This is a genomic window from Occultella kanbiaonis (assembly GCF_009708215.1).
Lineage (GTDB): Bacteria > Actinomycetota > Actinomycetes > Actinomycetales > Beutenbergiaceae > Occultella > Occultella kanbiaonis.
Genome location: NZ_CP046175.1, coordinates 3,515,012 through 3,526,669, shown reverse-complemented (window position 1 = coordinate 3,526,669; position 11,658 = coordinate 3,515,012). Strand labels below are relative to the sequence as shown.

General features: G+C 71.5%; 10 protein-coding genes. 4 read left to right on the top strand and 6 right to left on the bottom strand.

From position 1 onward, the window contains the following. Positions 1-98 precede the first annotated feature (98 nt). From GKS42_RS16215 to GKS42_RS16205, 3 genes are all read right to left on the bottom strand, one after another. Positions 99-767 (bottom strand): DsbA family oxidoreductase, encoded by a 669-nt coding sequence (locus GKS42_RS16215; RefSeq protein WP_154794770.1) that lies wholly within the window; start codon positions 765-767, stop codon positions 99-101. Between the two features lie 40 nt (positions 768-807). After that, a complete protein-coding gene (locus GKS42_RS16210; RefSeq protein ID WP_154794769.1) occupies positions 808-1,194 on the bottom strand; it encodes a cupin domain-containing protein in 387 nt (128 codons plus the stop codon). Between the two features lie 76 nt (positions 1,195-1,270). After that, positions 1,271-1,765, bottom strand: a complete 495-nt coding sequence (locus tag GKS42_RS16205; protein ID WP_154794768.1) for an SRPBCC family protein — start codon at positions 1,763-1,765, stop codon at positions 1,271-1,273. A gap of 273 nt (positions 1,766-2,038) precedes the next feature. On the opposite strand from GKS42_RS16205, the gene GKS42_RS16200 reads away from it, so the two are divergent. Continuing rightward, the gene (locus tag GKS42_RS16200; RefSeq protein ID WP_154794767.1) at positions 2,039-2,719 is read left to right on the top strand and encodes a hypothetical protein; all 681 of its coding nucleotides are present in this window, start codon (positions 2,039-2,041) and stop codon (positions 2,717-2,719) included. A 36-nt stretch (positions 2,720-2,755) separates the two neighbouring features. Here GKS42_RS16200 and GKS42_RS16195 read toward each other — a convergent pair whose 3' ends face one another. Beyond that, on the bottom strand, positions 2,756-3,622 hold the full coding sequence (locus GKS42_RS16195) for a LysR substrate-binding domain-containing protein (RefSeq protein ID WP_154794766.1): 867 nt from the start codon (positions 3,620-3,622) through the stop codon (positions 2,756-2,758). 342 nt (positions 3,623-3,964) lie between these two features. On the opposite strand from GKS42_RS16195, the gene GKS42_RS16190 reads away from it, so the two are divergent. Further along, a complete protein-coding gene (locus GKS42_RS16190) occupies positions 3,965-5,737 on the top strand; it encodes an MFS transporter (protein WP_232847698.1) in 1,773 nt (590 codons plus the stop codon). A 77-nt stretch (positions 5,738-5,814) separates the two neighbouring features. Here the strand turns inward: GKS42_RS16190 and GKS42_RS16185 are convergent, their stop codons facing one another. Together GKS42_RS16185 and GKS42_RS16180 are read right to left on the bottom strand one after the other, a co-directional pair. Further along, the gene (locus GKS42_RS16185; protein ID WP_154794764.1) at positions 5,815-8,427 is read right to left on the bottom strand and encodes an ATP-dependent DNA ligase; all 2,613 of its coding nucleotides are present in this window, start codon (positions 8,425-8,427) and stop codon (positions 5,815-5,817) included. Positions 8,428-8,478: 51 nt separating this feature from the next. Continuing rightward, complete coding sequence (locus GKS42_RS16180; RefSeq protein WP_154794763.1) at positions 8,479-9,285, bottom strand: hypothetical protein; 807 nt, start codon at positions 9,283-9,285, stop codon at positions 8,479-8,481. Between the two features lie 198 nt (positions 9,286-9,483). Here GKS42_RS16180 and GKS42_RS16175 point away from each other — a divergent pair, with 198 nt between their 5' ends. Next, positions 9,484-10,347, top strand: coding sequence for a DUF817 domain-containing protein (locus GKS42_RS16175; protein WP_232847697.1), 864 nt, complete (start codon positions 9,484-9,486; stop codon positions 10,345-10,347). A gap of 95 nt (positions 10,348-10,442) precedes the next feature. Beyond that, positions 10,443-11,465, top strand: coding sequence for a non-homologous end joining protein Ku (gene ku, locus GKS42_RS16170; RefSeq protein ID WP_154794761.1), 1,023 nt, complete (start codon positions 10,443-10,445; stop codon positions 11,463-11,465). The last annotated feature ends 193 nt before the right edge of the window (positions 11,466-11,658 follow it).

Below are 11,658 nucleotides of genomic sequence, written 5' to 3'. Positions count from 1 at the left end.
CGGGGATCGCGGCGAGGCCGGTCGGGCCCCCCGGCGTCACCGGACCAGATGCCGCGCTCGGACCGACCTCGATCGACGGGGCCGCGCCGAAGACTGCCTCACTCAACGCCGGCTCCCTCGCGGGCCTCGTCGGCGGCCACGTGCTCGAGCACCTGGGTGAACGTCTCCGGGCTCTGCGCCCCGGACACGCCGTACTTGCCGTCGATGACGAAGAAGGGCACGCCGGAGATCCCGAGGGCGAGGGCCCGGTCGAGGTCGGCCTGGACGTCGTCGGCGTAGGTCTGTGACTCGAGCGCGGCGAGCAGGGCGGCCCGGTCCAGGCCGACGTCGGCACCGAGGTCGGCCAGTTCCTCGGCGCGGCCGAGGTGACGACCCTGCTCGAAGTACGCGGCGAACAACCGCTCCAGGAGTTCGTGCTGCTTGCCGTTGGCCTTCGCGAAATGGAGGGCCTGGTGGGCGAGCAGGGTGTTGGTGTGGCGGAGCGTGTCGAAGTCGTAGCTCAGGCCGACCTCGGCCGCGATCGCGGTCACCCGGTCGAGCATCTGCTGCACCTGACCGGCCGGCATCCCCTTGTGGGTGGCGAGGAAGTCCACCTCGCTGCCCTCGAAGTCGACCGGGGTGTCCGGTGCGAGCTCGAACGAGTGGTAGCGGACCTCCACCTGGCCGTCGTAGGCGCGGCGCCCCTCCTCGAACTTCCGCTTGCCGATGTAGCACCACGGGCAGGCGATGTCGGACCAGATGTCCACGGTCAGGGTCGGCTTCGTCATATGGGTGGCAACAGGCCCACGCCGCGGAGCATTCCCGCCGTCAGTGCTCCTGGCCGATGCCCCAGTCCCGCCCGCCCAACGGCGTCGAGGTGACGGCGGTCAGCACGAACGCGGAGTCCTCCAGCGCGCGGACGCCGTGGCGGGCCTGGGGGATCGAGATGACGCCGCCGGCGGCCACCTCGTCCTCGGCGTCGGCGCTCCAGAGCACGATCCGCCCCGTGAGCACCTGCAGGCTCGCCGCGGGTGGGGCATTGTGCTCGGCGAGCCCGGAACCGGCGACGATCGCGACCATCGTCTGGCGCAGCGGCCCGTCGTGGACGAACAGGTGCGCGCTGCGTCCGTGCGGAGACGCTGCGGCAAGGGCAAGGTGTTCGCGGGCCAGACCTTCCAGGTCCGTGACTCCTGCGCGGACCTCGTGGCTGGTCATGGTCGCTCCTTCGCGTGACGGCGGTGTGTCGTTGTCCGACCCATCCTGCCTGACGGCGTCGCCCCGCGACAGTGGATCAGCCGAGTCCCGCGTAGTACGCACTCAAGGCCGGGAAGTAATCGGACCAGACGGGCATCGGCGCGCCGGTCCGGGACGCCACCAAGCGGTCCAGATAGAAGTCCCAGCCGGGGCCGATACTCGTGACGTCCTGGCCCTGGTCCAGCAGCTGGGAGAAATCGAGGGTGGTGACGCCGTCGACCTCGCGCAGGTCTGCCTCGAGGTGCCAGACGCCGGCCTCGCTGGCGAACTCCACCTGGAGCCGGGTCGGTGCCTGGCATTCGAGGATCGAGACGTCCTCCGGCTCGGCGCTCTCCTCGGCGGTCATCGTGAAGGAGACGGCGCCACCCTCGCGGGGGTCCCCGGTCCAGGTGCCGATCCAGGCGGCGGTGCCCTCGGAGGTGGTCAGCGTGGACCAGATCTCGGTGATCGGTGCCTCGAAGGTGCGCTCGAAGACGAGCTCGAGGCCGCTGGTGTCCTCTCGCAGGAAGCCGGTGGCGCTGACGTCGCTCACGGGTATCTCCTTCTTCGATCGTGCCGGGGTGCTCGATCGCACCCGACGGCGGGCGACCCGCCCCCGACGGTACTGAGCGGTGGTTGCCGGGCACAAGGCCGGACGGGCCAGGACCCGGCGGGTGACCCGGGATCGGATCGGGCGATCGGTGGGCCGACGGGCAGGACTGCCCACCCGCCTCCCGGGGGGCGGCTGCGTTTGGGCCTAGGGTGACTGATCGTGGGCGACGGATGCCCGCGACCGACCACGCACTCCCGAGGGGTTACCAGACACATGAGCCAGTACCAGCCACCGCAGTCGCCGCAGGGTGTCCCCGGCCAGTACGGCACACCGCAGAACCCGGCGGGCGAGTACGGGCAGGCGAGTCAGGCGCCGGGGTCCTATGGTCAGGCCAGCCAGGCGGCGTACGGCGAGGCCAGCCAGGCGGCGTACGGCGAGGCCAGCCAGGCGGCCTACGACGAGGCCAGCCAGGCGGCCTACGGCCAGGCGGCCTACGGCCAGGCGAGCCAGGCACCCGGTCAGGAGGATCAATACGGCCAGGCCGGCGGCTACGGCCAGCAGTCCGGTCAGCCGCAGCAGCCCGGTCAGGCCCAGCAGCCCGGCCAGTTCGGCCAGCCGGGCTTCGGCGGTCAGTACGGCGGCGCGCCCTACCCGACGGCGCCCGGTGGCCCGGGGCTCTTCGACACGGAGTTCGCCACGCCGTCGACGCTGAAGACCGCGAAGCTCGCCTACATCGCGATCATCGTGCTCGCCGCGGTGCTGGCCGTAGGCGGGCTGTTCAACGCGATCGCACAGTTCGCATACGTCGGCGCCTACGGAGGCGCGGGGGAACTGCTGCGCGGCCTGGCCATGCTCATTGGCGGCTTCGCCCTCGGGTTCGTGGTGCTGACCGTGGGGCGCCTGTTCGTCGACTACTTCGTGCAGCAGGCCAAGGCGCTCGAGTCCAAGGACTGAGTCCTCGACCGGCCCGCCCGGTCGCGACGACCAGCCTCAGCGCCGGGCGGGCGCCAGTGGATCCGCCCCGCTGCTCAGGATCGCCGCCGTCAGCGCGGCCACCGGTGCGACCGGAGCGCGGGGGTTCGCGACCAGCGTCAGGTCGACGTCGCCCAGCGGCGGCAGACCGGATCCGGCCGGCGGGATCGAGAGGTCGGCCGGGATCAGGCTCTGCGCGAGCGGGGTCACTCCGAGGCCGGCCCGCACCGCGGCGAGCACACCGTTGATCTCCCGCGTGGTGCAGGTCACCCGCCAGGTGCGTCCCGCGTCCTCGAGCGCGCGCACCGCGGTGAGCCGGCTCAGGCTCGGGTTCGGGTACGTGATCAGCGGCACCACGTCGCCGGGGTCGATCCGGGTGCTCGGCAGGCCCGCCCAGACCAACCGGTCGCGTCGGACCAGCTGGCCCTCGGTCTCGTCCGGGTTCTCCTTGATGAACACCAGGTCCAGGTGCCCGGCGAGCAGCCGGCGGTGGAGCAGGCCGGACTGGGCCACCGTCAGTTCGAGGCTGATCTGCGGGTGGAGCTGACGGAAGTCCCGCAGGATCCGGGGCAGCTGGGTCAGCGCCAGATCGTCGGCCGCGCCGAACCGGAGCCGCCCGCTCATCGCCGAACCTGTGAAGTACGCCACGGCCTGGTCATGGGCCGCGAGAATGGTGCGGGCAAAGCCGGCCATCGCCTCGCCGTTGTCCGTCAGGGTGACCGCCCGGGTGTCCCGCAGCACGAGCGAACGGCCCGCGGCCCGCTCCAGTCTGCCGACATGCTGGCTCACCGTCGGCTGGGAGATGCCCAGCCGCTCGGCCGTCCGGGTGAAGCTCAACGTGTCGCTCAGTACCAGGAAGGTACGCAGCAGGGTGGGATCGAACAAAGGCCGCACCTCGTCGTCGTAACGATTCGATCATGTCGTCGCAGTCATTGCGATTGGCAATGGCACTTATAGGATGTATGGCTTCGACTTATGGGTCAAGCCTGCCTAGGCTTGGCGGTACCGCCTCACTTCCGAGGTGTCGACCCGATGCTCGCAGCACCGCCTCGATGCCTCGGTGCTCGCCTCGAGATCCATCTCTCGGTCCGACTCCGACTCACTTACTCGCGCACTTCACTAAGGACCTCTGTGCCTTCGGCCCGCCTCACCAGGCTCCCGTCCCCGTTCGCCCTCAGACCCCTCCGCTCGCCGACCGCCGGCGCTGGCATCCTCGACGCCCTGCGCGTGCGGAACTACCGGTTCTACGTCTCCTCGCAGGTGCTCACCAGCACGTGCGGCTGGGCCGCCCGGGTCGCCCAGGACTGGCTGGTGCTGGAACTCAGCGGCTCCGCCGCCCTGGTCGGCCTGACCGTCGCGCTGCAGTTCGCGCCGATGCTGGTGTTCGGTCTGTTCGGCGGCGTCATCGCCGACCGGTACAACCGGCAGCGGATCCTCACCATCACCCAGACGCTGTTCGGCACGTTCACCCTCGTGGTCGGGATCCTGACGCTGCTCGGTGCGGTCGAGGTGTGGCACGTACTCGCCTCGGCGCTGCTCGGCGGCATGGCGATCGTGGTGGACAACCCGGCCCGGCAGGCGTTCATCCACGAGATCGCGGGCCCGAAACTGCTCCGCCGAGCGATCAGCCTGAACACCTCCGTGTTCCAGCTCGGTGCGCTGATCGGTCCGGCCTTCGCCGCCGCTCTGATCGCCCTGGTCGGCAACGGGTGGGCGTTCGTCGCGAACGCGATCGCCTGCTGGATCGCAGCGTTCCTGATCTTCCGGATGCGCCGGTCCGAGATGCACCTCGCACCCGTGGTGGCCCGCGCCAAGGGACAGTTGCGCGAGGGGCTGGCCCACGTGCGGAGCAAACCGGAGATCCTCTGGGCCTGCGTGCTGGTCGGGTTCGTCGCGATCACCGGGGTGAACATGGCCACGGTGCTCGCGCAGTACGCGAACGAGGTGGTCGGCGCCGGCGCCAGCGGCTACGGGCTGCTCACCTCGACGCTCGCCGCCGGCGCCTGCACCGGTGCGATCTTCGCCGGCCGCGCCCGGACGTTGCGACTGCGGACCCTCGTCGGAGGTGCCGCCGCGCTCGGGATCCTGCTCCTGGTGGCCTCGGTGCTGTCCGTGTTCTGGCTGTTCCTGGTGGCGCTCTTCGGCGTCGGGCTGAGCTGCCTGCTCTACCTGACCCGCAGCAACACCCTGGTGCAGACGAGCGCCGACCCGGCGATGCGCGGCCGGGTGCTGTCCCTGTACGTGCTCATCAACATGGGCGCGCAGGCCTTCTCCGGCCTGTTGATCGGTTGGGTGGCCGAGCACTACGGCGCCCACGCCGGCCTGGCGGCATGCGCCATCGGCCCGCTGCTCGGTGTGGCCGTGGTCGGCACGATCCTGGCCCGCCGCGGCGACCTCAAGCCCGTGCTGCGGCTGCGCAACCGGCCGGGCCGGGGCTTCGTCTACGTGGTGCCGCGGGTGCACGGCGCCAGCGCGGTATCGGCGGCGCCGGTGGCGCCCCTCGCCGCCGTCGCCGGGCCGGCCCCCGAGGCCGGGCTCGACGTCCCCGCACCGCTAGTGGCGGAGGTCGTCGAGGAGGTCGAGGCGCCCGTGGCAGCCGTTGCCACCGGGGCGACGGTGGAGCGTGCGTCGGTCGAGCGTGTCACTGGTCCGGAGCCGGCGACGGCGGAACGCGCGTCGGTCGAGCGCGTGACGGATCCGGAGCCGGTCGCCGAGTCCGAGCGTCTCGCCGGACCCGCTCCGGTCGTCGAACTCGGCGCGCTCGCCGGTGCCGAGTCGTTCGGCGAGGACTCGTCCATCGATGGTCGCCGGTCCGACGCCGACGCCGAGTCGCTCGAGGACCTCCGGCCGGTCGCCGGCACGGAGCCGTTCGTAGACAGCAAGCCGTTCGACGTGGGAGAGCCGCTGGACGGCCGGTCGCCGTTCGAGGATCTGGACCCGTTCGACGAGGCACCGCACGCCCACGGCGCTCGACGCCGTCGGGTCCCGGCCGGACTCTGACAGGCCAGCCGGTGCTCTGACGGGCCCGCCGGCGCTCTGACAGGCCAGCCGGTGCCCTGACCCGACGTCCGGTGCGGTCAGCCGTCGCGTCGTACGGCAGCCGGATCGATGTCCGGTCGCCAGCCGCGCCAGCGGGGGTGCCGCAACCGACCCGTCGGCGTCCACTCACCGAACGCCACCTCGCCCACCCGAGTGGGCTCCATCCAGTGTGCGTCCCGGGCGTCCAGGGCGGGCACGTCCTCGAACGGGCTCCGGGCCAGGGCCAGGGGCGCGAACTCACGCACCCAGGCCACCGTCTCTGCCGCGCTGAACCCCGATCCCACTCGGCCGACGTAGCGCAGGGTACCGTCGTCGTCGTGGACCCCGGCCAGGAGTGAACCGACCTGCCCGGTGCGGCCGCCCTGCCCGGGGCGCCAGCCCCCGATGACGACGTCCTGGGTGCGGGTGTGCTTGATCTTCACCCACCCGGACGCGCGCCGGCCGGGCAGGTAGCGCGAGTCGCGCCGCTTGGCCACGACGCCCTCCAGGTTCCAGGCAAGGGAGGCCGCGATGGCGGCGTCGAGGTCGCCGTCGAACACCGGGGGCACCTGCACGATGCCGCCGTCCGGGGCGTCGACGAGGGTCTCGAGTGCCCTCCGACGGTCGTCGTAGCGCTGCTCAAGGAGCTGGGTGCCGTCCAGCTCGAGGATGTCGAAGAGCATCAGGTGGACCGGCCGACGGGCCGCGGCCGCGGCGATCTCCCGCTCATTGGTGGCCTGCATCCGCGGCTGCAGCTCGGCGAAGTCCGGGCGACCGCCGGCGTCAAGGGCGACGATCTCGCCGTCGAGCACCACGCGTTCCACGCCGACACAGTCGGTCAGCACGGCCAGCTCGGGGAACGTCGCCGTGATGTCGCGTCCGCTCCGGGCCCACAGCCGCACCACCGGGTCCGCATCCCGGTCCACGACGGCGACCACCCTCATCCCGTCCCACTTCATCTCCAGCGCCCAGCCCGGTCCACCGGGCACGTCCGCGGGCGATCCGAGCGTGGCGAGCATCGGCCGAGGTGGTGGGAGGACCGGCCGCCGCCCGGCGGCGTCGGACCGTTCGGCCGGAGCAACTGGCCGGGCAAGGGCAACCGGCTCGGGCGGGGACGCGGACTCGGCCGGGGCAACCGGCTCGGCCGGGGAGGCGGGCTCGGCCGCGGCGGTGTCGGGCACGCCGTGAGGTGTCACGGCGGCGGTGCGATCTCGTCGGGGCGAGCGTGCGGGGGAGGCGGGCGCGCCGGTGCCGGCTGGCTTCATGAGGTGGATCAGCCAGTGGTTCTCGTCGCCGTCGCGCCTGCCGGTGCGGATCAGCGCGAAGCGGGCGCTGCGCCCGACCGACCCGGCCAGCCCACCGCCGTCGGCCCCGGTCAGGGTGACGATGACCTCCTTGCCCTCGCGCCACTTCTCCAGCTCGTAGGTCCCGGTGTCCCAGATCGTCATCTCGCCGGCGCCGTACTCGCCCCTCGGGATCGACCCGTGGAACGTCAGGTACTCCATCGGGTGGTCCTCGGTCTGCACGGCGAGGTGATTGCCGGCCGGGTCCGTCGGCACCCCCTTCGGCAGTGCCCAGCTCACCAGGACCCCGTCGTGGGCAAGCCGCAGGTCCCAGTGCAGCCGGCTCGCGTGGTGCTCCTGGATCACGAACACCGGTTCGGTGACGTCCGGCGGCGGCGCATGCGGCACCGGCTCCGGGGTCCTCGCCGCGTCCCGCTTGGCGCGGTAGGTGGTCAGCCGGTCCGGGCCGTGCCCGCCGGCGGTGTCCATGGCGTGGGCGAGGCCCTCCAGTGCAGCCATCGCGTCGCCGCGTTCGGCGACCAGGGCCGGCACCTCGGTCAGGTCCAGGTGCCGCAGCTCCGGGTCGGCCAGCTCGTCCCAGGTGCGGGGCACGGCGACGGTCGGGTGGGTGCGCCCGCGCAGGGAGTACGGGGCAACCGTCGTCTTGTTCGAGTGGTTCTGGCTCCAGTCGATGAACACCTTGCCGACGCGCTTGGCCTTCGCCATCTCCGAGACCACCAGGTCCGGGTGGTCGGCCTCCAGGCTCCGGGCGAGCTCCTTGGCGAGGTCGCTGATCTGCCGGGAGGGGTGTGCGCCGGGCAGGGCCGCGTAGACGTGGATCCCCTTGGAACCGCTGGTCACCGGGACCGCGTCCATGCCCATCCCGGCGAGCACCTCGCGCACGAGGCTCGCCACCTGCGCCACCTGCGGCAGGTCGATGCCGGGGCCGGGGTCGAGGTCGAAGACGATCCGGTCCGGGTTGCGTGGCTGCCCGGCGGAGTCGAACCGCCACTGCGGCACGTGGATCTCGAGGGCAGCCATCTGGGCGAGCCAGACCAGGGTGGCCCGGTCGCCCACGAGCGGGTAGACGTTCGTGTGGTCGCTGTGCGCCAGCTCGGCGCGGACCACCCAGTCCGGCGTGCCCGAGTCGAGGTTCTTCGTGAAGAACACCTGGCCGGGATCGTCCTCGGTGCCAACCCCGTTCACCCAGCGCTTGCGCGTGGCCGGCCGCCCCGAGCAGTGCGGCAGCATCACCGGGGCGATCTCGGAGTAGTAGGCGATCACCTCGGCCTTCGTGGTGCCGGTCGCGGGGTAGAGCACCTTGTCGAGGTTCGTCAGGCGCACCCGGCGGCCGTCCACCACCACGGACGTCTCGGAACTACGGGCCATCCCCATATGGTGACAGGCGGCCGACGGCGCGGGTACGAGACGGCCGTCACCTCATCGGCCGGCGGCGGCCCGTTCGGCCAGAACCGTGCCCGCGAGCTCGTTCAGCAGGAGGTTCTCGCCTCCGCGACCCCGGTCGACGGCGGCCGGTTGCCTGCTCGAGGACCAGCTGCGGCCGGCGAACCGACCGTCGCCACGCCGGGCATGCTCGAGCAGGTCCACGGCGTCGGAGGCGCGTGGGTCGCCGAGCCGCCCGACGGCGGCCAGCAGCCGCAGTCCGATCAGCACGTCGTAGTGCCAGTAGGACGGGTAGTGCGGCACGGTCCACGACGGGTGGATCGCCTCCTCGGTCGAGGTCGACCGGAACAGCCGGTGTTCGAGCAGCAGCTCCGCGGTGCGCTCGGCGGCACGACGGGCCGCCACCGCCCCGGTGGCCGCCGCGTAGGTCGCCAGGGCCAGCGCCGGGATGGCCGACTCGTGGAAGGACGAACGCCACGCCCCCGGGTGCCGGTCGCAGTTCCACCCACCGTCCGGCCACTGCCAGTCGAGCAGGGCGTCGACGAGCCGACCGGTCCGGTCATCGCCCCCGTACCCGAGCCGGGACAGGGCGTACACCGCGTTGCCCTCGATCGAGGCGTGCCGACGGGCTCGACCGCCCACCCGGAGCACCTGGTCGGGTGCCAGACCGGGCAGGAGCCAGGTCAGCTCCGACGCCACGCCCGGCTCGAGCCGGGAGCTCGGTACCGGAACCCCGCAGTCGGCGATCTCGACCAGCCGCCAGTGGGTTCCGTTCCACTTCGCATACGGATGACCCGGGGGGAAGGCGAGCAGCGCCGCGACGAGATCCTGCTTCGATCGCATCCCGTCATCCTGCGCCGTCCGGCGGTTCCGGACAACGGTTCGGGCGACCGGCGCGCAGGTCCCGGGCTCGACGGCGTTCCGCTCGTCCGGAGCCGTCGTGGACGGACCGGGGAGGTTGCGTGGGCGTGCTGGGCGAGTGTTGCGGATCGCGCGCCGTGGGCGCGCGGCTCGGCGGGCGCCGCTGGCACGCTCGTGCCCGTGACCCACGGAACGCTCGCCCTGGTAGCGGCTCCCTCGAGAAGGGCGGCAGCCGCCGTCGGGCAGTTGCTGCGGTTCGGCTGGCTCCAGGTGCAGTGCTGTCTGTTCGCCGCGGCGATCTTCGCCGGGCTCGCAGTGAGTTCCGTGGTGCCGCTGCCGATCGCCCGGTACGACGCGCTGCTGCTGTACGGCCTCGCCATCACGCTCGTGTTCTACCTCCTGCGCCTCGAGACCGGGCGTGAGGTGGCCGTTATCGGGGCGTTCCACCTGATCGGCCTCGCGCTCGAGCTGTACAAGGTGAACGCCGGATCGTGGTCCTACCCGGAGCAGGCGTGGGCGATGATCGGTGGCGTCCCGCTGTACTCCGGCTTCATGTACGCGGCGGTCGGGTCCTACCTGTGCCAGGCGTTCCGCCGGTTCGACCTGCGCGTGACGGACTTCCGCTGGGTGCCGGCCGTGCTCCTGGCCGCGGCCGCGTACGCGAACTTCTACACCCACCACGTGCTCCCCGACGTGCGGTGGCTGATCGCTGCCGGCTTCGTGGTGGCGCTGTGGCGCAGCCGGGTGTTCTACACGGTCGGCACCCGCCGGTACGCGATGCCGCTGACCGTCTCGTTCGTGCTGATCGGCTTCTTCCTGTGGGTCGCCGAGAACGCCGCGACGTTCCTCGGCGCCTGGCAGTACCCCGATCAGGCGGAGATCTGGCGGATGGTGCACGCCGGCAAATGGGGCTCGTGGGCTCTGCTGGTCTCGTTGAGCTTCGTGCTCGTCGCCGCGGTCAAGGCACGCGAGGGCCGCTTCTACGGTGAGGCAGGGGCGCGGCCGCAGGTGGAGCTCCGACGGCTGGACGAACGGGCCGGCTGACGGCGCGCCTGGACGCCGCGTACTCTGGCGCTCGGTCCACAGGACGTGTGTACTGGGAACCCCACAGTTGCAGGTGTCGAGGAGAGGCAGGGCCGATGCGGTCGATCTGGAAGGGCGCCATCACGTTCGGGCTCGTGAACGTGCCGGTCTCGGTCTACTCGGCCACGGAGAGCCACGACGTGAAGCTGCACCAGGTCCACGACGCCGATGGCGGCCGGATCCGGTACCAGCGCAAGTGCGAGGTGTGTGGCGAGGTGGTGCCGTACGAGCACATCGACAAGGCCTACTCCGACGGTGAGCAGACGGTGGTCCTGACCGACGAGGACCTGCAGACCCTGCCGGCCGAGCGCAGCCGGGAGATCGACGTGCTCGAGTTCGTACCGAGCGAGCAGGTGGAGCCGATCATGCTCGACTCCTCCTACTACCTCGCCCCGACGTCCGCCTCGACGAAGTCCTATGTGCTGCTGCGCCGCACCCTGGAGGAGTCCGAACGCACCGCGATCGTGTCCTTCACGCTCCGGCAGAAGACCCGGCTCGCGGCGCTGAGGGTGCGCGGTGACGTGCTGCTGCTGCAGACGCTGCTCTGGTCCGACGAGGTGCGCGAGGCGGACTTCCCGAGCCTGGCCGACGACGTGAAGGTCTCGGCGAAGGAACTCCAGATGTCCGCCGCGCTGGTGAGCAGCTACGAGTCCGATTTCGCGCCGGGGGAGTTCACGGACGACTACCAGGCGCAGATGAAGCGCCTGATCGAGGCCAAGCTCGAGAAGGGCGAGGCGTTCGAGAACGAGGCGCCCGAGGAGGCGGAGGAGGGCGGCGAGGTGCTCGACCTGATGGAGGCCCTGCGCCGCAGCGTCGAGGCATCCCGGGCGAAGCGTGACACGGCGAGCACCGGTGCGGCCGGATCGAGCGACGATTCCGACGACGACGGCGAGGCAAAGTCGAAGACGACGTCGACCCGCGCGAAGTCCGGCACGAAGTCCGCCGGCTCGAAGTCGAGTTCCACGAAATCGAGTTCCACGAAGGCCAAGACCGGGACGGACGACGCCGAGGACGACTCCGACGAGGACTCCGAAACCGCCAAGCGACCCACCCGGCGGCGGACCAAGAAGACCGCCTGACCCAGACCCCGGCACCGGCCGGGGGAGCCCAGGCACGCCAACGATCCGGGTGCGTGGACCACGGGGGTGAGCTCCGCCGTCGTCGTCCCACGTATCGAAATCAGCGTGGATCTGTGGCGACGATGAGAGTAGTGTTGAGGTAACCGCCGTATCTCGCGCCGACTGCGTCCGTCGGACAACCGATGCGGAAGTC

Coding starts and splice junctions, on each gene's coding strand:
- GKS42_RS16210 (WP_154794769.1), bottom strand. CDS start 1,194: ATGACCAGCCACGAGGTCCGCGCAGGAGTCACGGACCTGGAAGGTCTG.
- GKS42_RS16185 (WP_154794764.1), bottom strand. CDS start 8,427: ATGGCCCGTAGTTCCGAGACGTCCGTGGTGGTGGACGGCCGCCGGGTG.
- GKS42_RS16180 (WP_154794763.1), bottom strand. CDS start 9,285: ATGCGATCGAAGCAGGATCTCGTCGCGGCGCTGCTCGCCTTCCCCCCG.
- ku (WP_154794761.1), top strand. CDS start 10,443: ATGCGGTCGATCTGGAAGGGCGCCATCACGTTCGGGCTCGTGAACGTG.
- GKS42_RS16215 (WP_154794770.1), bottom strand. CDS start 767: ATGACGAAGCCGACCCTGACCGTGGACATCTGGTCCGACATCGCCTGC.
- GKS42_RS16200 (WP_154794767.1), top strand. CDS start 2,039: ATGAGCCAGTACCAGCCACCGCAGTCGCCGCAGGGTGTCCCCGGCCAG.